The organism is Rhodococcus sp. BP-349 (assembly GCF_019835845.1).
GTDB lineage: Bacteria > Actinomycetota > Actinomycetes > Mycobacteriales > Mycobacteriaceae > Rhodococcoides.
Map to the genome: position 1 here is coordinate 1,006,805 of NZ_JABUDR010000002.1, position 20,702 is coordinate 1,027,506.

A 20,702-nucleotide genomic window follows, 5' to 3' on the forward strand; every position below is an offset into this window, starting at 1 on the left:
CTACCCAGGGGAACCTCTCATGACCGAAACCCGTTACGTCGCAGCGATCGATCAGGGCACCACCTCGACGCGGTGCATGATCTTCGATCACAAGGGCACCGTCGTTGCCGCCGATCAGCGTGAGCACCAGCAGATCTTCCCGCAGGCCGGCTGGGTCGAGCACGACGCCGTCGAGATCTGGAACAACGTGCGCAGTGTCTCGGCCGGAGCCCTCGCCGCTGCCGACCTCACACCCAAGGACATCGCGGCCGTGGGCATCACCAACCAGCGTGAGACCGCGCTGGTGTGGGAGCGTGCCACCGGCAAGCCCGTCTACAACGCCATCGTCTGGCAGGACACTCGCACCGACCGCATCGTCACCAAGCTCGGCGGGGGCGACGCGACCAAGTACACCGCGAAGACCGGCCTGCCGCTCGCGACCTACTTCTCGGGCCCCAAGGTCAAGTGGATCCTCGACAACGTCGAGGGCGCGCAGGAGAAGGCCGACGCCGGCGAGCTGTGCTTCGGCAACATGGACACCTGGGTCCTGTGGAACATGACGGGCGGTGTCGACGGCGGTCTGCACTACACCGATCCCACCAATGCCTCGCGCACGCTGCTGATGGATCTCGACACCCTGTCCTGGGACGAGGGCATCTGTGCGGACATGGGCATCCCGATGTCCATGCTCCCCGAGATCCGCAGCTCCTCCGAGGTGTACGGCAACGTCCGCGAGCGCGGTTCGCTCAGCGGTGTTCCCATCGCCGGCATCCTGGGCGACCAGCAGGCCGCCACGTTCGGTCAGGCGTGCCTGTCGCCCGGTGAGGCGAAGAACACCTATGGCACAGGCAACTTCGTGCTGTTGAACACAGGCACCGACAAGGTGATGAGCAAGAACGGACTGCTCACCACGGTCTGCTACAAGATCGGCGACCAGCCGACGGTGTACGCCCTCGAGGGTTCCATCGCCGTCACCGGATCGCTCGTGCAGTGGCTGCGCGACAACCTCGGAATGATCTCCACCGCAGCAGATATCGAGACCGACGCCCGCTCCGTCGACGACAACGGCGGCGCCTACTTCGTGCCCGCGTTCTCCGGTCTGTTCGCCCCGCACTGGCGCTCCGACGCCCGCGGCGCCATCGTCGGACTCACCCGTTTCGTCAACAAGGGCCACCTGGCGCGGGCCGTGCTCGAGGCCACCGCCTACCAGACGCGCGAGGTCATCGAGGCCATGAACGCCGATTCGGGCGTCGACCTCGAGGTGCTCAAGGTCGACGGCGGTATGGTGGTGAATGAGCTGCTGATGCAGTTCCAGTCCGACATTCTGAACGTGGATGTCGTCCGGCCGGTGGTCGCCGAGACCACCGCACTGGGCGCGGCGTACGCAGCGGGCCTGGCCGTCGGTTTCTGGGCGAGCGAGGACGAGATCCGCGAGAACTGGGCCGAGGACAAGACATGGACACCGTCCATGGATGACGCGGAGCGAGACAAGCTCTACGCCGGTTGGAAGAAAGCCGTCACACGAACACTCGATTGGGTCGATGCCGAATGAATTCCACCACAACAGCTCTCAGCCCCAAAGCACGCAAGGAAGCACTCCGACGTCTCGCCACGGAGGAGATGGACGTTCTGGTCATCGGCGGCGGTGTCGTCGGTACCGGAGCGGCACTGGACGCGGTCACCCGTGGCCTCAAGGTCGGTCTGGTCGAGGCGCGTGACTACGCCGCCGGGACATCCAGCAGGTCCAGCAAGCTGTTCCACGGTGGCTTGCGCTACCTCGAGCAGTTCAACTTCGCGCTGGTCTTCGAGGCGCTCAAGGAGCGGTCGCTGGTCCTCAACGACCTGTGCCCGCACCTCGCCCGCCCCGTGCCGTTCATCTACCCGCTCGAGAAGCTGATCGACCGGCCGTACGTCGGCCTCGGTATCGGCGTCTACGACGTGATGGGTGCCGGCCGCGGTGTGCCCTCGCACCACAAGCACCTGGGCAAGAAGAAGACGCTGGAATCTTTCCCGTCGGGCAAGCGCTCCGCCATCCGCGGTGCCGTGCGCTTCTACGAGGGCCAGGTCGACGACGCCCGCCACACCATGATGATCGCCCGCACCGCCGCGGCCTACGGAGCGTTGTGCGCCAACAGCACTCGCGTCACGGGCTTCCTGCGCGAGGACGACCGCGTGATCGGCGTCGTCGCGACGGACCTCGAGTCGGGGGAGTCGTTCGAGATCCACGCCAAGCAGGTCATCAACGCTGCCGGTGTGTGGACCGACGAGATCCAGGAGATGGTCGGCGGTCGCGGACAGTTCCAGGTTCGCGCGTCCAAGGGCGTGCACCTCGTGGTGCCCCGTAACCGCATCAACAGCTCGACGGGCATCATCACCCGCACCGAGAAGTCGCTGCTGTTCGTGATCCCGTGGGGGAGCCACTGGATCATCGGCACCACCGACACCGACTGGAAGCTCGACCTGGCGCATCCCGCAGCCAGCAAGAGCGACATCGACTACATCCTCGGGCACGTCAACAAGCTGCTGCAGGATCCGCTGGACCACAAGGACGTCGTCGGTGTCTACGCCGGTCTGCGTCCGTTGCTGTACGGCGAATCCGACTCCACCAGCACGCTGTCCCGCGAGCATGCCGTCTCCAGCCCCGTACGTGGCCTCACCGTCATCGCCGGCGGCAAGTACACGACGTACCGGGTCATGGCGAAGGACGCGGTCGACTCCGCGGTGCACAACATGGAGCGCAAGGTTCCGGAGTGCGTCACGGAGAAGATCCCGCTCGTGGGTGCCGACGGGTACTACGGCGCCTGGAACGCGCGCCAACTCGCGGCCGACCGCGCAGGGATGCGCGTCGGACGCATGGAGCACCTGCTCGGTCGCTACGGCACCCTGGTCGGTGAGGTCCTCGACCTGATCGATCAGAACCCGGAGCTCGGCAAGCCGCTGGAGAACGCACCCGACTATCTCAAGGCAGAGGCCGTCTACGCCGCGAGCCATGAGGGCGCGCAGCACCTCGACGACATCCTGACGCGGCGCATCCGCGTGTCGATCGAGTTGGCCGACCGCGGCGAAGCTGCCGCAGCCGAGGTCGCCGGGCTGGTCGCACCGATCCTCGGGTGGGACGAGCAGCACGTGTCCGACGAGATCGAGCACTACCGCAAGCGCGTTGCGGCAGAGCGTGAATCGCAGGCGCAGCCGGACGACGAGACCGCCGATGCCGCACGGCTCGGGGCTCCCGACGTGCGCGTGGGCGTCGGCGGCTGACCCTCCGCACCTTGCACGACCAGAACACCCTCCCCAGTCGACTGGGGAGGGTGTTCTGCTGTTTCAGGCCGCCTCGTCCTTCCGTTCCGACTTCACCAGTTCCTTGGTGCGTACGAGGCGGAGCGCCGTCACCAGGAAGACGCCGCCCACGATGTTGAACGCCACCGTGTATCCGAACCACTCGATCCACTGCAGGTAGTCCACATCCGCGCCGGCGTGAATCGCGCCGAAGATCAACAGCGAGTCCAGGATCGAGTGGAACAGCTGCAGCCCCGCCAACAGGAAGCCGGCCGCCATGGCCGCGATGATGCGGGCGACGTCCGACGTGGTTCCCTGCTGCATCCTGGTCAGTAGCGTCATAGTGCTGCCGCCGAGGATCGCCAGACAGATCGACTGTGTGTTCAAGGGCGCGTCGACGAAGTGGTGTGCCGATTCGGACAGCACCATCAGCCATTGCGGGAACGCCTGCGCGACCAGCCACATCACCGCCCACCCGCCGACCAGGTTGGCCAGAAGAGTGCCGATCCAGAGCTTCGCGAGTTGTGCCGGGGTGCCGTCCTTCGAGACCACCGCGGCGATGGGCATGAGAAAGTCCTCGGTGAAGAGCTCGCTGTGCGCGAGATAGATTGCGACGAGGCCGATCCCGAACGCGAGCCCGGCGAGAAGATGGCTGCCCGTCTCGTCCAGCACCGCGAGATAGGCCATCACGCCCAGCGCCACCTCGAGTCCGCCGAACAGTCCGGTGACGATCACGGCGCGGACGGTGCGGTGCAGACGCTCGGCACCCTCGGTGACCACCGAGTCGAAGCTCTCTTCGAGCTCCTCTTCGACGGGACCGTCATTGTCGCCGTCGTTACGGCGCGCTTCTTCGCTCATCTCTCGGTGTACCCCGCACGGGCTGCCACCAGACGATCGTGGACGTTCACCCCCGCTGGGAAGGGGTGAACGTCCACGATCGAGAAGTCAGCGCTTCTTCTTGTTCACCGCGGCGGAGGCGTCGTCGGCAGCGATGTTCCCCGCGGCCTTCGTCTTCTTGTCGAGTCGCTTTTCCTTCAGCGACTTGCCCGATTTCTGTGTCATCGAGTTGCGCGGAGACTTGTCAGCCATGGTGTCAGCCCCTTGATCAAGGGAACCAGATGGCTCCGATACGGCGAACACTACGCCTGATGCAGCGTGAACAGCGCAAACGCTGACAGTGGAACGGGCTGCGCGACTGACGCGTCCTACCCCGCGAGGGGGTGGGAACGATGTTCGTCGTCGCTGATGTGGGGGCCGTGCGGGCCGCGAGCCGAGCTGTGCTCGGTGAGGTGGAGCAGATCGGTGTGGCGCCGCGAGGTGTGGTCGCGCTCCCCGGTGCGTCGACCGCGGCCGCACTTGCTCGAGCGGAAGAGCGAGCCGTCTCGGCACTCAACGATCTCGTCGCGGGCTTCTCTGCGACAGCGCGATCGCTGGATGTCGCTGCCGTCGGGTACGCCGACGCGGACTCGGCGAACGCCGCTCGGCTCGAGGGGGTCGGGCATGGAGGTCGCTGAGCTCGCGCCGCGTCGTGAGGTGGTGGCGTCGTGGGATCCCGACGCCGTCCGGATCGACGCGACGTGGATCGGTGACGGCGCCTCGGTTCTCGACTCTCGGGCGGCGGCAATCGACAGGAGCCGCGTCGATCTGCGCGAGGCGTGGCAGGGTGCGGCCGGCGATGCTGCGGTAGATCGTCTTGGTCGGGATCTTGCTGCAGCGCAACGTCGGACAGTTCAGCTTCGGGTGCTGGAGCGCGCAGTTCGCGACGGTGCATCTGCCATCGCCGTTGCTCGCGAGGCACTCCTCGACGCTGTCGTCGTGGCCGAGGCGGACAGTTGCCTCGTCGCACCGGACTGGTCGGTGGTCAGCAACGATGTCTCCCACGCGGCGATCATCGCGGCGCATGTGCAGGCGCTGATCGATGCGGACGAGTCGGCCGCACGGTCCATCGACGACGCGTCCGCTGCGCTTCTCGACGGCGAACCACGCCACTTCGTTCCCCTCGCGATCGGCCTGGCCTGGGCGGTGGAGGCGGCCGTGCACGCGATGATCGCGGCCGGCGTGCTGTCAGTCGGCGCGATGGCCTTCGCACTGGTCGACCGGTTCGGCATGGATGCGTGGGATGCGATCAACGACGCGCTGCCGACCAGCTTCTTCCATGATGCGGGGCCGGTCGATGCGGCGGGTGTGGACGACGTGTTGAAGGAGGCGACTGAACCTGGTCGGAACAGTCCCAATCGCCAGGTCGGCACCGACGACGACGTGCGTGCGCTCTACCGGCGACTTGTCGATGAGGGACGCGCGATGGACGCGGGAGTGAACCCCAAGATCCTCGAACGGTACGAATTAACCGACGGGACCAGTATTCAGTTGCGCGACGACAGCAAGTCGGGTGGGTTGACAATCGACGTGGTGGCGCGCGGAAGCAGAAGGGTGATCAAGGTGCATGTGCGATGAACGACGAACAACTCGAATTCAACCTCTTGGTCCAGTTGGACGACGACTGGATCACGTTTTGGGAATTCATGTATTACACGATCCAGTCCATGGGGCCGTCGACGACGTCGGAGCAGACGGCAGTCGTCATCAGGTCGCTCGTCGAGTCGGGGTTGATGACACTCGGCGCCCTAGCGGCCAACGAGGTCGGGTGGGAGGAATGGGACGTCGATCTGGACGAGGCCATGCGCCGCATCGCAGAGGGGCATGCAGGTGAGGTCGGCTACCTGACGGCGCCGGATCGAACGGCACTGACGCTTTCTGAGGTCGTACGGGCGTGCATCACAGAGAAGGGCGAGCGGCGCCTCGCCGAACTCGAAGCGCGCGGGTTCACGTTCGCAGGTCCCAGCGGACTGGTGTGAGATCCGGTGCAGGAATCGTCGCTGGGTGAAGATTTCTGCACCGAATACGTCGCGACGGTGCGCTCAGCCGCGCAATCCGCGGCTCCGCGCACCTTCCGACGCGTGGGAAGGCGTCGTAAAACTCTCGAATGACCCCGGCACCGACCTCGACTGATGAAAGTGCAGGTACCTGTGCGATGACGATCGACGAAGATCTCGAGTTCCGTCTGCTCTACGAGCTTGATGACGATTGGATGCCGTTCTGGGGTTTCACCGTGATCGTGTTCGGGTTCTGGGGCCACGACACTTCACCTGCACAGATCGCCGGCGTGATCCGACACCTGGCAGAGTCGGACCTCGTCACACTCGGGGCGCTCCGGTCACACGGTTCCGGCTTCGATGAATGGAACGTCTCCGTCGACGAGGGCATGAGACGCATCGCGGACGGCTATGACGGCGAGATCGGATACCGAAGCGTGGACGACCACCACGCGCTGATCGATACGGAAGTATTCCGGGCCAACCTGACCGCGAAGGGGACGGAGCGTCTCGCTGCGCTCGAAGCACGCGGAATGACGTATCACAACACAATCGGTCCGTTCGAGACCCGCACGGGCCCCGTGTGAATCCGGTGCAGAAATCGACGCTAGGCGAAAATTCCTGCACCGCATTCGTCTCGACGGTGCGCTTACCCGCGCAATCCGCGGCTCCGCGCACCTTCCGGCGCGCCGGGACTCGACGTAGAGTTCCCGCATGGCTCGTGACGCCGACCTCGAGGACCGGGTTCGCGCTGCGCTGTCGGCCACGCGGACGGTGACCGAGAAAGCGATGTTCGGCGGGCTCGCGTTCATGGTCGACGGGAAGATGGTCGTATCCGTCGGCAACGGCGGCGGCGCCTTGCTTGTCCGAGTACCGCGCGAGCGCGATGACGACTACGTCGGACGCCCGGGAGCTCGCCGCGCTCAGATGGGCGCGGGCAGGTCGATGGGACAGGGGTGGATCTCGGTGAACGCGGCAGCCCTGGAGTCCGACGACGACCTGCAGGTCTGGATCGACGCCGCAACCTCGGCCGATGCTCCCGCACCACCCGCGGCGAGCCGCACAACGGATCCTGTGCCGTAATCCGGGGACAGCGCGGATCACTGCACACGATCACCGCGTCGGCAGGTACTCCACCAATTCGAACGAGTTCCGCACCACCCGGCGCAGGTCGGCGAGTCCACCGCTTACCACTCCGGCAGCCCTGGCCTGCACCAGCACGTTACCCAGGGCGGATCCCTCGACCGGTCCCGCGACCACCGGCAGCCCGGTGACATCGGCAGTGAGTTGGCACAGCAGCGCGTTCTGGGAACCGCCGCCGACGATGTGCACCACCTCGACGTCGATACCCGACAGCTCACCGGCCAGACGCACCGAGCGAGCGTATGCCGCCGCGAGGCTGTCCACGATGCAGCGCACGAACGACGCGGGGGTCGTCGGAACCGGCACCGCGGCCGCGAGGCACTCGGCGGCAATGCGCGCCGGCATGTCGCCCGGCGGCAGGAACACGGGGAGGTCGGGATCGATGACCGACGACGCGGGCAGACCGGCAGCCTCGACGAGCAGTGCGCCGAGCGACAGCTCGAGACCGTCACGCTCCCACTGCCGCAACGACTCCTGCACCAGCCACATACCCATGACGTTGCGGAGCAGTCGCACGGTGCCGTCGACACCGGCCTCGTTGGTGAACCCCCCGTCTCGGGCCGCCGACGTCACCACAGGCTCCTGCGTCTCGACTCCCACCAGCGACCAGGTGCCCGACGCGATGTACGCGAAGTTCGGTGTCGCAGCCGGAACCGCCACGATGGCCGACGCGGTGTCATGCGTGCCGACTGCGACGACCGACGACTCGGTGCCCACCACGGCAGCGACGTCGGCGGTGAGCAGTCCGATGGGCATCCCTGGAGCGACCAGCTCAGGGAGCAGGTCGGCCTTCAGGCCCAGCGAAGCGATCGAGGAGCGGTCCCATGCGCGGGTGTGCGGGTCGAGAAGCCCGGTTGTCGACGCATTGGTCACCTCGCCTCGAGCGACGCCGGTAAGCCAATACGCCAACAGGTCCGGGACCATGAGCAGGCGCCTGGCAACGCTCAGAGTATCGGGCGACTCGGCCAGCAGCTGATAGACCGTGTTGAACGGCAGCTGCGCGATGCCGTTGCGGGAGAACAGGTCCTCGTGCTCGCCGTCGGTGCGGGAGTCGCGGTAGTGGAACGGGACGCCGAGCATGCGCCCGTCGGCATCGAGAAGGGCGTAATCGACCGCCCACGTGTCGATGCCGACGGACGTCAACGGCTCGCCGTCCAACCGCTCGACCAGCGACCGCAATCCGTCGAGCACACCCTGATACAGCGCGAGGATGTTCCAGTGCAGCGATCCACCGAGACGCACAGGCCGGTTCTCGAACCGCGCGATCTCCGTCAGATCCACCCGACCGTCGACCACGCGCCCCAGCATCACTCGACCGCTCGACGCCCCCAAGTCCACCGCCGCGAATGCCCCCATCAGCGCAGGAACGCGGCCGCGACACCCGCATCGACCGGGATGTGCAACCCGGTCGTGTGGGTCAGTTCTCCACCGGTCAAAGCGAACACGGCGTTGGCGACGTGCTCGGGCAGGACCTCCCGCTTGAGCAGCGTGCGCTGCGCGTAGTACTCGCCCAACTTCTCTTCCTCCACGCCGTAGACCGCGGCACGCTTGGCGCCCCAGCCGCCGGCAAAGATGCCCGAACCGCGGACCACGCCGTCGGGGTTGATGCCGTTGACGCGAATCCCGTGGTCACCGAGCTCGGCGGCCAGTAGCCGAACCTGATGGGCCTGATCCGCTTTCGTCGCCGAGTACGCGATGTTGTTCGGTCCCGCGAACACGGAGTTCTTCGACGAGATGTAGACGATGTCGCCGCCCAGTCCCTGCTCGATCATGATGCGGGCCGCCTCGCGGGAGACGAGGAACGATCCGCGCGCCATGACGTCGTGCTGCAGATCCCAGTCCTTGACGGTGGTCTCGAGCAGCGGCTTGGAGATGGACAGTCCGGCGTTGTTGACGACGAGGTCCACTCCACCGAAGGCCAGCACGGCGTCGGCGAACCCGGCTGCGATCTGTCCTTCGTCGGTGACGTCGGCAGCGATGCCCACGGCCACGTCGGCGCCACCGATCTCGGCAGCGGCAGCGGCGGCCTTCTCCACATCCAGGTCGGCGATCACGACGCACGCACCCTCGGCTGCCAGACGCTGCGCGATGGCCTTGCCGATGCCCGACGCGGCGCCGGTCACCAGTGCGATCCGGGTGGCCAGCGGCTTGGGTGCAGGCATCCGTGCGAGCTTGGCCTCCTCGAGTGCCCAGTACTCGATGCGGAACTTCTCGCGCTCGTCGATGGGGGCGTAGGTCGAGACGGATTCAGCACCGCGCATCACGTTGATGGCGTTGATGTAGAACTCGCCGGCGACGCGGGCGGTCTGCTTGTTGGCCCCGAAGGAGAACATGCCGACTCCGGGGATCAGCACGATGGCGGGATCGGCGCCGCGCATCGCGGGGCTGGCGGCCTCGGCATGCTCGGTGTAGTAGCGGGCATAGTCCTCGCGGTACGCGACGTGGAGCTCACGGAGTCGAGCCGAAACATCCTCCATCGATGCGGTCGTCGGGAGGTCGAGCACCATCGGGCGCACCTTGGTGCGCAGGAAGTGATCGGGGCACGACGTTCCGAGTGCGGCGAGGCGCGGGTGCTCGGACGAGGCGAGGAAGTCGAGGACGGCGTCGCTGTCGTCGAAATGACCCACCTGCGGTCGGTCGGTCGACGCGAGGCCGCGGATCAGCGGGAACAGGGCCGCGGCGCGGGTGCGGCGGTCGTCAGCTGGCAGTGCCTCGAAGCCTGCCAGCGGGGATCCGAAGGGCTCCGAGCGACCGTTGTCGGCAAGGAACTGCTCGGCGGTCCGAATGATCTCGAGGGACCGCTCCTCGCTCTCGGAGCTGGTCGCACCCCATGCGGTGATCCCGTGTCCACCGAGGATGCACCCGATGGCCTGCGGGTTCTTCTCGGCGATCTCGGCGATGTCCAGGCCGAGCTGGAAGCCCGGGCGACGCCACGGCACCCACACCACGCGGTCGCCGAAGCACTTGCGCGTCAGCTCCTCCCCGTCGGCGGCGGTTGCGAGTGCGATGCCCGAGTCGGGGTGGAGATGGTCGACGTGCGCGGCCTCGACCAGTCCGTGCATCGCGGTGTCGATGGACGGTGCGGCGCCGCCCTTGCCGTGCAGGCAGTAGTCGAAGGCGGCGACCATCTCGTCTTCGCGGTCGACGCCGGGGTAGACGTCTTTCAGGGCGCGGACGCGGTCGAGTCGCAACGCGGCGAGCCCGGCGGGCTTCAGCGTGCCCAGGTCACCGCCGGATCCCTTGACCCACAGCAGTTCCACGTCCTCACCGGTGACCGGGTCGGTCTCGGTTCCCTTCGCGGAGGTGTTGCCGCCCGCGTAGTTGGTGTTGCGCGCATCGGCGCCGAGTCTGTTGGACCGGGCGATCAGATCGTCGATCGTCGTCACAGTGGTTCTCCTGAGTAGGTCTAGACGCTGATAGAGGAAATGCCGAGCAGCTCTGCTGCGGCCTTGATGTCCTTGGCGCGGTGCCCGACGCACAGTGCCCAGTGGTGGCCGGTGCCGGTGGCACTCCACTCGTCGGTCCACTCACCGGGATCGCGCCCGAAGTCGACGCGGGACGTGGTGTTGCCGATCTGCAGCAGAGGCCCGGGGACAACGGTGCCCTCGGAGGTGATGAATGTGAACGAGCCGTCACGGTTCTGTCCGATGGCGAAGGTCGTCACGGGCCCGGGCTGTACGTCGAACTCGACGCTGACGCCGTATCCGCGTTTCCCGTGATAGACGCCGAGTCCGCGGAGCAGAGGCTCGCCGGCCGACACCTGGAGGTGGGCGGGCCCGTCGTGCCCCATCTCGACGACACCGTCTCGGAAGTTCAGTGCTTGAAGCTCGGTGAAAGACCCACCGGCGCCCAGGCGGTCCGCGATCAGCATGGCTACGGCGGTGCGGATGTCGTATTCGCCGGCCAACGGAATTCCGCGGGCTGTGAGCAGCGAGGCGCCCAGAATCATGCCGGCACCGAGACGTTCGTGCAGTTCGCCGTCGAGTCCGCGGTGGTAGTACGCCATGGCGTCGAGTCCGAAGTCGTCCACGAGGGCATCGAGGCCGACCGATACGCGAGCGCCCCACGCGAAGTCGTCGTTCACGACGGAGTCGTCGAGGTGGAAGACGCTGCGCGCGAGTTCGAGTCGCTCCTCCACCTGTGCGGCGGTGACGCTCTGGACACGCACCCGCAGGTCGTCGAATTCCAGTACCTCGACGTGGGCTCCGAACTGCGACGACAGCAGGGTCATGTCGGTCGAGATGTCCAGCATGCCCGGATACAGATGCCCCATCATGCCGAGCCGGGAGTGTCGTAGCGCAGCGCGCGCCGACGCGGCTCCCACCCATGCCTCGATGCGGGACCACGCGTTCTCGTCGTGGAGATAGCCCGAGACGGAGCGGAAGTCGATACCGCTGCGACGGAACACGTTCGCCACCTCGGGGAGCGGGCACTGGCCGCAGTACGCGAGCCATTCGCCGGTGCCCGTAGTGGCGTGGTCCATGGCCTCGGTGGGCTGCAGATCGATCAACAACACCGGGGCATCGACTCGTTGCGCGATGGGCAGCACCATCGACGACGTGAGATACGTCGTCAGGAACACGACGACGAGGTCGCAGTCCGCGACTCGCAACTTCTCGGCCGCCGCGGCGGATTCCGTTGCATCGGAGACGAAGCCGGCATCGACCACGACGCAGTCCTGCTTCTCGAACCGCTCGGTGACGTAGCGAGCGGACTGCTGCAGCGTCTCCAGGAGACCGGGGAACTGTGGCCAGTAAGCACCCAGTCCGCCCGACACCAGACCCAGGCGGGTCTTCCTCGGAACCGTCCGCTCCAGGCCCATCAGGCTCCCCAGCTCGCTTGCTGTCCGCCGACGCGCTCGGCTTCGACGCGTTCCATGTACCCGGAGCGGGCGAAGGCGGCGACGGGGTCACGGTCGATGCCGCGGGACTCCCGCAGATCGCCCAGCAGCCCGCGGACATCGGTGTTGTAGGCGTCCATGAGCACCGCGTGGGCACCGAGGATGTCGCCGTCGATCTGCGCCTTCTCGAGTGCCGACGCATCGATGAGCAACGCTTTCGCCGTGGCTTCCTGCACGTTCATGATCGACCGGATCTGGCCGGGGATCTTCGGCTCGATGTTGTGGCACTGGTCGAGCATGAAGTTGATGCCCGACGAGGGGAGGTGGGCATCGGAGGCGACGATCTCGTGCATGATGCGGAACAGCTGGAACGGGTCCGCGGCACCGACGATGAGGTCGTCGTCGGCGTAGTTGCGGGAGTTGAAGTCGAAGGCTCCCAGCTTGTTCTGTCGAATGAGCTGCGTGACGATGAATTCGATGTTGGTGCCCGGCGCGTGATGCCCGGTATCGAGGACCACCTTTGCCTTGTCTCCGAGCGCAAGGCAGTGCAGCAGCGACGTGCCCCAGTCGGGGATGTCGGTGGTGTAGAAGTACGGCTCGAAGAACTTGTACTCGATGAGCAGTGTGTGGTCGTCGTCGAGGCCGGCGTAGATCTCCTGCAGCGACTCGGCGAGACGATCCTGACGCGCACGGATGGAGTCCTGCCCGGCGTAGTTGGTGCCGTCGGGGAGCCACAGCTTGAGGGTCTTCGAGCCGGTTGCACGCATGACGTCGACGCACTCGAGGTGGTGGGCAACGGCCTTGGCGCGAATCCGCTTGTCGGCGTTGGTCAGTGACCCGAGCTTGTAGTCGTCGTCCTGGAAGACGTTCGAGTTCACGGCTCCCAGTGCGACGCCGTTCTCGGCGGCGAAGGAGGCGAGCGCGGAGTAGTCGTCGACCTTGTCCCACGGAATGTGCAGCGAGACGCGGGGAGCTGCGCCGGTGACGCGGTTGACCTCGGCGGCGTCGGCGACCTTCTCGAACGGGGTGCGGGGCACGCCGGCGGTGGAGAAGACCTTGAAGCGGGTTCCGGAGTTTCCGTAGGCCCAGCTGGGCACCTCGATACCGAAGTCGGCGAGGGCCGAGATGTCCTGAACTGCTGTGGTGCTCATGATGGGTGACCTTCGCGGAGTTGAGTCTCGAGGTGGAAGAGTTCGCGCAACAGCACGAATCCTTCGTCGGGGGTGGCAGACCCGAGGCCCGTGAAGAACGGAGCCATCTGGGCCTGCCACCGTGCGTTGACGTCGGTACTGCTCATCGCTGCCTGCGCCGCGCCCAAGTCTGGGCTTTCGACGTAGCCGACGATCAGGCCGTCGTCACGGATGTGCAGGGAATAGTTGTTCCAGCCGTTCGCTTTCAGGGCCTCGAGCATCTCGGGCCACACCTCGGCGTGACGACGGGAGTACTCGGGAACCGATTCCGGCCTGAGCTGGAGCGTGAAGCAGTACCGGTTCATGTCAGAAGTTGTACTGGTCGATATTGGCGGAGTCGAAGACCGTGGGCGGTCCGAGGACCAGTTCGCCGTCGACACCGATGGTGTATTCGCCGAGCTCGCCCGCGGTGAACTTCTCACCTTCGGCGCCGGTGATCTGACCGGACGACAGGGCTGCACCGGCGTAGGCGGCGAGGTAGCCGATGTCGGTGGGATCCCACAGTGCGAACTGCTTCACGGTGCCGTTCTTGACGTACTCGCGCATCTGGTTCGGCGTGCCGAGTCCGGTGAGGACGATCTTGGCCTTGTACGACGAGCCCGAAATGTAGCGTGCGGCAGCGGAAATGCCGACGGTGGTGGGGGAGACGATGGCCTTCAGGTCCGGGTAGGTCTGCAGCAGACCCTGGGTCTCCTGGAAGGACTTCTGGTCGTCGTCGTTGCCGTAGACAGTGGTGACGAGCTCGATGTCCTTGTACTCCGGGTTGGAGGCAAGCTGCTCCTTCAGCACCTCGATCCAGGCATTCTGGTTTGTGGCGTTGGGAGTTGCGGACAGGATGGCGATCTTGCCGGATCCGCCGATCTGGTCGCTGGTCATCTTCGCCAGCGATTCGCCGACGCCCTCGGTGGTGGCCTGGTTGATGAACAGGTCGCGGCAGCTCTTGTCGGCGTCGGAGTCGAAGGTGACGACCTTGACGCCGGCGTCACGCGCCTGGTTCAGCGAGGGGCACACCGCGTTGGGGTCGTTCGCGGCGATCGCGATGACGTTCTGGTTCTGCTGGATCAGGGTGTTGATGTAGGACACCTGCGACGATGCGCTGGCGTCGTTGGGGCCGACGAGCTTGTACTCGCCACCGAACTCGCCGACTGCCTTCTCGCCACCGGCGACCTCGATGTCGGAGTACGGGTTGTTGAGCTGCTTGGGCAGGAAGCCGATCTTGAGGCCGTCCTGGATCTCGGCGTCGGGGTTGGCGGTGCCGGTGACGCGGCTTCCGCTGTCGGAGGACTCGGAGGCAGACTCCTGCGTCGTGCCACCGCAGGCGGTGAGGACGAGAGACAGGGCGGCGATGCCGGCCAGTGGCGCCAGCGCGAGGCGCCGGGAGGTGCGGGACATGGTGGACCTTTCGGGAAGGGGGTGGATCAGAGTCGTGCGACGGCTTTGCGACGGTCCGAGGAGGTGCGGACTGCTTTGATGAGGTTGGGAAGGAGGACGGCGACGATGAGAAGGACGCCGGTGACGACGGTGAGTGCTTCGTTGGAGATGTCCTCGAGACGCAGTGCGTTCTGCAGTGCGGCGAGGAGGACGACGGCGGCGAGAACGCCGACGAGCCGGCCCTTGCCTCCGAAGATCGAGACGCCACCGAGAAGGACCGCGGCGACTACGGAAAGTTCGAGGCCGGCACCGTTGTCGGCACGAGCACTCGAGTAGCGCAGGCTCCACAGGACACCGGCCAGGGCGGCGACCGCTCCGGCGACGACGTAGAGCCAGAACTTGATGCGGTTGCCGTTGATGCCGGCGAACTTCGCGGCCGTGGCACTGGCGCCGGTGGCGTAGATGTTGCGGCCGAGCGAGGTGAACTGCAGGACCGCGCCGAACACTACCGCGAGGATGATCAGTGGCACAGCGAGATTGGGAACCGACGAATCACCCAGTGTGCCGGTGACCCACGAGGTGTAGGCCTGCGGGAAGTTGGACACGGCCGTGTCACCCAACAGGACGAAGGCGAGTCCGCGGAAGAGCGCGAGCGTGCCGATCGTGACGGCGAGGGACGGTAGACCGAGCGTGGCGACGAGGAATCCGTTGAGCGCACCGAGCAGTGCGCCGAGCAGGATGCACATCGGGACGATGGCCTCGATGGTGAAGCCGTTGTTCCACATCCAACCCATCGCCGCGCCGCTCAGACCGAGAGTGCTGGCGACGGAGAGGTCGATCTCGCCGGTGACGATGATCAGCGTCATCGGCAGCGCGATGAGGAAGATCGGCGCGAGGTCGAGTACCAGGAACGTGAAATTGGTGGCGCTGCCGAAGTCGGGGTTCATCACCGACGCACCGAGCACGACGACGATGGTCAGGAAGATGACTGCGGTGTCCCAGCTGGCCAGCAGCTCCCGGATGCGACTGCCCTGCTGCACGGTCGGTGCGGGGGCGTCGGGACGGGTGGCGAGATCACTCGACATGAGCGCTCCTCTTCCGAAGTTGCTGGGCGGCACGCACGGCCGCGATGCGATCCGCCGCGATGGCGATGAGGATGAGCGCGCCGACGATCGCCTGCTGCCAGAACTGATCGATCTGCAGGACCGGGAGCGAGCTGTTGATGGTGGTCAGCAATAGGGCGCCGAGGGCGGCTCCCCACACGGTGCCGACCCCGCCGACGACGGCCACGCCGCCGACGACGCAGGCTGCGATGACGTTGAGTTCGTAGCCGGTGCCGGCGGCCGCGTCGACGGTGCCGAAGCGGGCGGCGAACATGACTCCGGCGATACCGGCCATGGCGCCGGAGAAGGCGAAGGCCGCCAGCGTGCGCTTACCGACGGAGATGCCGGCGAGTTCGGCGGCGTGACCGTTGGACCCGATGGCGTAGAGGTCGCGGCCGCTGCGGTATCGGCCGAGGTAGATGCCCGCTCCGACGAGTGCGATGACGGCGACGATCACCAGGACGGGGAGTCCGAGAACGCCGGCCGTGCCGAGATCGAGGAAAGAGCCGGGCATTTCGTCGGCGGTGATCTGCTCGCCGCCCGCCCAGAAGAAGGCGATGCCGCGGAAGATGTACATGGTGCCGAGCGTGACCACCAGGGCGGGAACGCCGCCGTAGCGGACGAGTAGCGCGTTGAAGACTCCGCACAGCGTGCCGACGACGATGCCCGCGAGGATGCCGAGCACGATCGGCGAGCCGGCCTTCATGACCGATCCCGCGGCGAATGCGGAGAGGCCCAGCACCGAACCGACGGACAGGTCGATGTTCTTGGTGATCATGACGACGGTCTGACCGACGGCCAGCACGGCGATGATCGACGCGGCGAGCAGCAGGTCGCGGATGCTCTGACCGGACAGGAACGAGCTGTTGGTCGCCGCGGTCACAGCGATGAGGACGACGAGCGCGCCGAGGATGCCCAACGAGCGCATTCTCAGGATTTTCTCGACCAGCGAGCTCCCGTCCTTGGTGACAGGCTTGAGCGGGTCGGCCGCCGGGGCGGTCTGGGTGGTGACGGTCATGCTGCGGACTCCGATCCCATGGCGGCGAACATGACCGATTCCTCGGTGGCATGATCGCGATCGATCTCCGCGGCGATGCGGCCTTCACGCATGACGAGCACGCGGTCGGCCATACCGAGGACCTCCGGCAGTTCCGAGGAGATCATTACGACGGCGACTCCTTCACTGGCGAGACGCGAGATGATCTTGTGGACTTCGGCTTTGGTGCCGACGTCGATGCCGCGGGTGGGCTCGTCGACGATGAGAACGATCGGATCGGTGGCGAGCCACTTGGCCAGCACCACCTTCTGCTGGTTGCCACCGGACAGGGTGCCGACAGGATCGGTGATGCGCGAGAACTTGGTCTGCAGTTTCTTCGTCCATTCCTGGGCCGAGCGGCGCTCGCCACCGCCGACGAGGAAACCGAAGCGCGACAACGCCTGTGAGCGCGTGAGTGTCGCATTGCGCTCGATCGACATCTCGGGGATCAGGCCCTGCTGGCGACGGTCCTCGGGAACGAGGGCGATGCCCGCTCGCATGGCGGCCTTGGGATTGCCGGACTTGAGCTCCTTGCCGCGGACCTTCACGCTGCCGGAGTCACGAGGGTCGACTCCGAACACGGCCTGCATGACCTCGGAGCGTCCGGCGCCCACCAGGCCGGCGAGCGCCACGATCTCACCGGCACGCACCTGGAAGCTGACGTCGGTGAACACTCCGGCACGCGTGAGGTTCTCGACCTCGAGGATAACGGCACCGGGGACGACGTCGAGCTTGGGGAACAGTGCGCCGAGTTCGCGGCCGACCATCTGCTTGATCAGGTCGTCGACTGTGAGTCCGGCCAGCGGTGCGGTGGAGATGTGCTTGCCGTCGCGCATGACGGTGACGCGCTGGCAGAGGTCGAAGATCTCTTCGAAGCGGTGCGAGATGAACAGCACGGCAGCTCCGTCGGCGCACAGGGAGCGAGCGACCTTGAAGAGGCGGGCGACCTCGTTACCCGACAGCGCGGCGGTGGGTTCGTCCATGACGATGACGGACGCCTTGGTGGACAGGGCCTTGGCGATCTCGACGAGCTGCTGATCGGCGATGGACAGTCCGCTCGCGAGCCGGTTCGGATCCATCGGAACACCCAGGCGAGTGAACAGTGCCTCGGCGGCGGCGTTCATGGCGCCGCGGTCGATCATCCGGCCGCGCGAGGTGGGCTGGGCACCGATGTAGATGTTCTCGGCGATGGTCAGGTCCGGGAAGAGCGTCGGCTCCTGGTAGATGACGGCGATGCCCTCGGCCTTCGCGGCGGCGGGGGAGTCGAGCGTGATCGGGGTACTGCCGGCGAGCAGCGTGCCGGTGTCCGGCTTGTGCACACCGGCCAGCATCTTGACGATGGTGGACTTGCCGGCACCGTTCTCGCCCACGAGTGCGTGCGCTTCACCGCCGTAGAGCGGAAAGGACACCCCGGAGACGGCGGCGACGCTTCCGAACGACTTGGTGACGTCACGGACTTCGAGCAGGGGAACTGCGGTGGGCGTCGTCGCACTGGGGACGCTCATGGATGGGACCTCCGTCGGACCGAAGCGATTCGAATTGAATCGGTTCATTCAGCTCCGTGAACATAGAAGTGACGGGGGCCACTGGTCAACCCCGTGACCCGGATCACGACACAGCGTTACCGAACCGTGACGTGTCCAACGTTGAGCAGCAACGATGAGGATCGGTCACGAGCTGTCGTGCCGTGGGGCGTCTCGGTGGGTTTGAGATCGCCGTTCGGTTGCGCCGACGCCGGTAAACCGATTCAATGGCGACCGTAACGGCATCGAAGGGGGCGATCGTGGCAGCGAGCATGCGTGAGGTCGCCGCACTCGCGGGAGTGTCCATGGGCACCATCAGCAACGTCCTGAACAAGCCCGACATGGTCTCCGCCGCCACCCGTGAGCGCGTCGAGGCGGCCATCGCGCAGCTCGGATTCGTGCGTAACGACGCGGCCCGCCAGCTCCGAGCCGGCCAGTCCCGCATGCTCGCCGTCGTGGTCCTCGACGCCCGCAACCCGTTCTTCCTCGACGTGGCAGCCGGTGCCGAATCCGTGGCGGACGTGAACGATCTGTTGACCGTGATCGTCGGCAGCGGCGAGTCCGAGGAGCGCGAGAACCGTCAGCTTCGCCTGCTCATGGAGCAGCGCGTGCAGGGCATCCTGCTCAGTCCCGTGGGCGAGAACGTGCCGATGCTCGACAACCTCGACCGCCAGGGCACCCCGGTGGTGTTGCTCGATCGAGGGTCGCACGCCCCCGGCAGATCGTCGGTCGCGGTCGACGACGTTCTCGGGGGACGTTTGGCTGCACGGCATCTTATGGATCTGGGACACCGCACCCTGGTCTACGTCGGCGGCCCGGACAGCATTCGGCAGGTGCGCGACCGCCGCTCCGGCGCCCTCACGGCTGTCGCCGAGTCGGCAAGCACCCGCATGTCGACGGTGTGGTCGACGTCGTTGTCCATCGAGGCCGGCGCCCGCGCTGCCGCGCAGATCTTCGACATGACCGATGCGCCGCCGACCGGGGTCGTGTGCGCGAACGACCTACTCGCGCTGGGTGTGCTTCAGGAATGTGTGCACCGCGGCGTGCGTGTGCCGGAAGACCTGGCCATCGTCGGGTACGACGACATCGACTACGCCGCGGGTGCAGCAGTTCCCCTTACGTCCATCTCACAGCCGCGGGCCGAGTTGGGCCGGGCTGCAGCCGAACTGCTGCTCGAGCAGGTCTCGGCGTCGGGCGTTCACGAGTTCCGTCAGCTGACCTTCGAGCCGTCGTTGGTGGTGCGAGGGTCGACCGATCAGGCGTGGCGCGCGCGCTGATCCATCGCTCGTTCACCTTCCCGGCTTAGCGTGGGCGACATGGCGATGCGACGAGTGCTGCTGACCATCTCGATGTGTATGGCGCTGGCGGCCTGCTCCACGCAGGAGACCGAGACCGCGCAGCCGCTCGACGGCTTCGACCTGCAGGCGCACCGCGGCGGCCTCGGACTGGTCACCGAGAGCACGCTCGCCTCGTTCACCAACGCCCTCGAGCTCGGCGTCACCACCCTCGAGATGGACACCCAGATGACCGAGGACGGCATCGCCGTCGTCACGCACGACCGGAAGGTGTCGGACGCGAAGTGCCGTGACACCCGGCCCGCGACCGACGACGATTCCGAGTTTCCCTACGTCGGGAAGTACGTCAACACTCTGACGCTGGCACAGGTGCGGACCCTGAATTGTGGTATCACGCAGCTCGACGGCTACCCGGAACAGCGAGTGGCGACAGATGCCGGAATCCCGACCCTCGACGAGGTGCTCGCGCTGGTGAACTCGTATGACTCCACGGTCCAGCTGAACATCGAGACCAAGGTGGAGGCGGCGGCGCCCACCGAAACGGCGTCCCGTGAGCAGTTCGCCGACGTGGTGCTCGCCTCGGTCGGGGCGGCGGGACTGCTCGATCGCACGACCATCCAGAGTTTCGACTGGGGCGCTCTCCTCGCGGTGCAGAAGGTCGATCCGTCGATGCGTCTGGTCGCGCTCACAGAGCCCGATTTCCTCGAGGTCGGAGAACCGGGAGCGTCCCCGTGGTTGGGCGGTCTCGACATCGACGAGTTCGACGGCGACCCGGTAGCGGCGGTGCAGTCGTTCGGCGCCCACGCCCTCTCGCCCGTCCAGGGCAGCCCGCAGAAGGGAGCCGTGGGGGATGCAGACTTCGAGCTCTACGTGACACCCGAGATGGTGGCGTCCGCGCATGCCGCCGAGATCCGTGTCGTGCCGTGGACGGTGGACGATCCCGCGACCATGGCGGCACTGATGGACATGGGTGTCGACGGCATCATCACCGACTATCCCGACCGCCTGCGCGAGGTGATGGGGGAGCGAGGGATGGCGCTGCCGGAGCCGGCCACGGTGCGCTGACGCGCGCC

General features: G+C 66.4%; 20 protein-coding genes. 9 read left to right on the plus strand and 11 right to left on the minus strand.

What is annotated here, in order from left to right; genetic code table 11:
* Positions 1–19: 19 nt before the first annotated feature.
* Positions 20–1,531, plus strand: a complete 1,512-nt coding sequence (glpK, locus tag HQ325_RS15070) for a glycerol kinase GlpK (protein ID WP_222630618.1) — start codon at positions 20–22, stop codon at positions 1,529–1,531.
* Positions 1,528–3,237 carry a glycerol-3-phosphate dehydrogenase/oxidase gene (locus HQ325_RS15075; RefSeq protein WP_222630620.1) on the plus strand — a complete coding sequence of 570 codons (1,710 nt, stop codon included), beginning with the start codon at positions 1,528–1,530 and terminating at the stop codon, positions 3,235–3,237. Before glpK ends, HQ325_RS15075 begins: the two co-directional genes overlap by 4 nt.
* Positions 3,238–3,300: 63 nt before the next feature.
* On the opposite strand, the gene HQ325_RS15080 is transcribed toward HQ325_RS15075, so the two are convergent.
* Both HQ325_RS15080 and HQ325_RS15085 read right to left on the minus strand, forming a co-directional pair.
* Positions 3,301–4,113 carry a formate/nitrite transporter family protein gene (locus tag HQ325_RS15080; protein WP_222630622.1) on the minus strand — a complete coding sequence of 271 codons (813 nt, stop codon included), beginning with the start codon at positions 4,111–4,113 and terminating at the stop codon, positions 3,301–3,303.
* Positions 4,114–4,200: 87 nt separating this feature from the next.
* Positions 4,201–4,344: a hypothetical protein gene (locus tag HQ325_RS15085; protein ID WP_197027742.1), complete on the minus strand. Its 144-nt coding sequence runs from the start codon at positions 4,342–4,344 to the stop codon at positions 4,201–4,203.
* Between the two features lie 140 nt (positions 4,345–4,484).
* Between HQ325_RS15085 and HQ325_RS15090 the strand changes: the two genes are divergently transcribed.
* The 5 genes from HQ325_RS15090 (at position 4,485) to HQ325_RS15110 (ending at position 7,211) form a co-directional block, all read left to right on the plus strand.
* Complete coding sequence (locus tag HQ325_RS15090; protein ID WP_155956952.1) at positions 4,485–4,769, plus strand: hypothetical protein; 285 nt, start codon at positions 4,485–4,487, stop codon at positions 4,767–4,769.
* Between the two features lie 301 nt (positions 4,770–5,070).
* Positions 5,071–5,709 carry a hypothetical protein gene (locus tag HQ325_RS15095; protein ID WP_222630623.1) on the plus strand — a complete coding sequence of 213 codons (639 nt, stop codon included), beginning with the start codon at positions 5,071–5,073 and terminating at the stop codon, positions 5,707–5,709.
* Entirely contained in the window at positions 5,706–6,110 is a 405-nt protein-coding gene (locus HQ325_RS15100; RefSeq protein ID WP_222630624.1) for a hypothetical protein, read from the plus strand. Before HQ325_RS15095 ends, HQ325_RS15100 begins: the two co-directional genes overlap by 4 nt.
* 176 nt (positions 6,111–6,286) lie before the next feature.
* Positions 6,287–6,715 (plus strand): hypothetical protein, encoded by a 429-nt coding sequence (locus tag HQ325_RS15105; protein WP_222630625.1) that lies wholly within the window; start codon positions 6,287–6,289, stop codon positions 6,713–6,715.
* A gap of 127 nt (positions 6,716–6,842) precedes the next feature.
* Complete coding sequence (locus HQ325_RS15110) at positions 6,843–7,211, plus strand: TfoX/Sxy family protein (RefSeq protein ID WP_222630626.1); 369 nt, start codon at positions 6,843–6,845, stop codon at positions 7,209–7,211.
* A gap of 30 nt (positions 7,212–7,241) precedes the next feature.
* On the opposite strand, the gene HQ325_RS15115 is transcribed toward HQ325_RS15110, so the two are convergent.
* From HQ325_RS15115 to HQ325_RS15155, 9 genes are read right to left on the minus strand one after another with little or no spacing between them, the layout of a single operon-like run.
* Positions 7,242–8,627 carry a rhamnulokinase family protein gene (locus HQ325_RS15115; RefSeq protein WP_222630627.1) on the minus strand — a complete coding sequence of 462 codons (1,386 nt, stop codon included), beginning with the start codon at positions 8,625–8,627 and terminating at the stop codon, positions 7,242–7,244.
* Complete coding sequence (locus HQ325_RS15120) at positions 8,627–10,657, minus strand: bifunctional aldolase/short-chain dehydrogenase (protein WP_308014406.1); 2,031 nt, start codon at positions 10,655–10,657, stop codon at positions 8,627–8,629. Before HQ325_RS15120 ends, HQ325_RS15115 begins: the two co-directional genes overlap by 1 nt.
* A 20-nt stretch (positions 10,658–10,677) precedes the next feature.
* Complete coding sequence (locus HQ325_RS15125) at positions 10,678–12,093, minus strand: L-fucose/L-arabinose isomerase family protein (protein WP_222630630.1); 1,416 nt, start codon at positions 12,091–12,093, stop codon at positions 10,678–10,680.
* A complete protein-coding gene (gene rhaI / locus HQ325_RS15130; RefSeq protein WP_042573776.1) occupies positions 12,093–13,262 on the minus strand; it encodes an L-rhamnose isomerase in 1,170 nt (389 codons plus the stop codon). The genes HQ325_RS15125 and rhaI overlap by 1 nt, the downstream gene beginning before the upstream one ends.
* Entirely contained in the window at positions 13,259–13,606 is a 348-nt protein-coding gene (locus HQ325_RS15135) for an L-rhamnose mutarotase (RefSeq protein WP_222630632.1), read from the minus strand. The genes rhaI and HQ325_RS15135 overlap by 4 nt, the downstream gene beginning before the upstream one ends.
* A 1-nt stretch (position 13,607) precedes the next feature.
* Positions 13,608–14,693, minus strand: a complete 1,086-nt coding sequence (gene rhaS, locus HQ325_RS15140) for a rhamnose ABC transporter substrate-binding protein (protein ID WP_222630634.1) — start codon at positions 14,691–14,693, stop codon at positions 13,608–13,610.
* A gap of 26 nt (positions 14,694–14,719) precedes the next feature.
* Entirely contained in the window at positions 14,720–15,757 is a 1,038-nt protein-coding gene (locus HQ325_RS15145; protein WP_222630636.1) for an ABC transporter permease, read from the minus strand.
* On the minus strand, positions 15,747–16,793 hold the full coding sequence (locus HQ325_RS15150; RefSeq protein ID WP_222630638.1) for an ABC transporter permease: 1,047 nt from the start codon (positions 16,791–16,793) through the stop codon (positions 15,747–15,749). Before HQ325_RS15150 ends, HQ325_RS15145 begins: the two co-directional genes overlap by 11 nt.
* Positions 16,790–18,316: a sugar ABC transporter ATP-binding protein gene (locus HQ325_RS15155; protein ID WP_222630640.1), complete on the minus strand. Its 1,527-nt coding sequence runs from the start codon at positions 18,314–18,316 to the stop codon at positions 16,790–16,792. The genes HQ325_RS15150 and HQ325_RS15155 overlap by 4 nt, the downstream gene beginning before the upstream one ends.
* A 278-nt stretch (positions 18,317–18,594) precedes the next feature.
* Between HQ325_RS15155 and HQ325_RS15160 the strand changes: the two genes are divergently transcribed.
* Complete coding sequence (locus HQ325_RS15160; RefSeq protein ID WP_222630642.1) at positions 18,595–19,611, plus strand: LacI family DNA-binding transcriptional regulator; 1,017 nt, start codon at positions 18,595–18,597, stop codon at positions 19,609–19,611.
* A 39-nt stretch (positions 19,612–19,650) separates the two neighbouring features.
* Positions 19,651–20,694, plus strand: coding sequence for a glycerophosphodiester phosphodiesterase family protein (locus HQ325_RS15165; RefSeq protein WP_374107216.1), 1,044 nt, complete (start codon positions 19,651–19,653; stop codon positions 20,692–20,694).
* Positions 20,695–20,702: the final 8 nt, after the last annotated feature.

Coding starts and splice junctions, on each gene's coding strand:
- HQ325_RS15105 (WP_222630625.1), top strand. CDS start 6,287: ATGACGATCGACGAAGATCTCGAGTTCCGTCTGCTCTACGAGCTTGAT.
- HQ325_RS15135 (WP_222630632.1), bottom strand. CDS start 13,606: ATGAACCGGTACTGCTTCACGCTCCAGCTCAGGCCGGAATCGGTTCCC.
- HQ325_RS15155 (WP_222630640.1), bottom strand. CDS start 18,316: ATGAGCGTCCCCAGTGCGACGACGCCCACCGCAGTTCCCCTGCTCGAA.
- HQ325_RS15165 (WP_374107216.1), top strand. CDS start 19,651: ATGGCGATGCGACGAGTGCTGCTGACCATCTCGATGTGTATGGCGCTG.
- HQ325_RS15100 (WP_222630624.1), top strand. CDS start 5,706: ATGAACGACGAACAACTCGAATTCAACCTCTTGGTCCAGTTGGACGAC.
- HQ325_RS15085 (WP_197027742.1), bottom strand. CDS start 4,344: ATGGCTGACAAGTCTCCGCGCAACTCGATGACACAGAAATCGGGCAAG.
- rhaI (WP_042573776.1), bottom strand. CDS start 13,262: ATGAGCACCACAGCAGTTCAGGACATCTCGGCCCTCGCCGACTTCGGT.
- HQ325_RS15090 (WP_155956952.1), top strand. CDS start 4,485: ATGTTCGTCGTCGCTGATGTGGGGGCCGTGCGGGCCGCGAGCCGAGCT.
- rhaS (WP_222630634.1), bottom strand. CDS start 14,693: ATGTCCCGCACCTCCCGGCGCCTCGCGCTGGCGCCACTGGCCGGCATC.
- glpK (WP_222630618.1), top strand. CDS start 20: ATGACCGAAACCCGTTACGTCGCAGCGATCGATCAGGGCACCACCTCG.
- HQ325_RS15080 (WP_222630622.1), bottom strand. CDS start 4,113: ATGAGCGAAGAAGCGCGCCGTAACGACGGCGACAATGACGGTCCCGTC.
- HQ325_RS15075 (WP_222630620.1), top strand. CDS start 1,528: ATGAATTCCACCACAACAGCTCTCAGCCCCAAAGCACGCAAGGAAGCA.
- HQ325_RS15110 (WP_222630626.1), top strand. CDS start 6,843: ATGGCTCGTGACGCCGACCTCGAGGACCGGGTTCGCGCTGCGCTGTCG.
- HQ325_RS15145 (WP_222630636.1), bottom strand. CDS start 15,757: ATGTCGAGTGATCTCGCCACCCGTCCCGACGCCCCCGCACCGACCGTG.
- HQ325_RS15115 (WP_222630627.1), bottom strand. CDS start 8,627: ATGGGGGCATTCGCGGCGGTGGACTTGGGGGCGTCGAGCGGTCGAGTG.
- HQ325_RS15125 (WP_222630630.1), bottom strand. CDS start 12,093: ATGGGCCTGGAGCGGACGGTTCCGAGGAAGACCCGCCTGGGTCTGGTG.
- HQ325_RS15150 (WP_222630638.1), bottom strand. CDS start 16,793: ATGACCGTCACCACCCAGACCGCCCCGGCGGCCGACCCGCTCAAGCCT.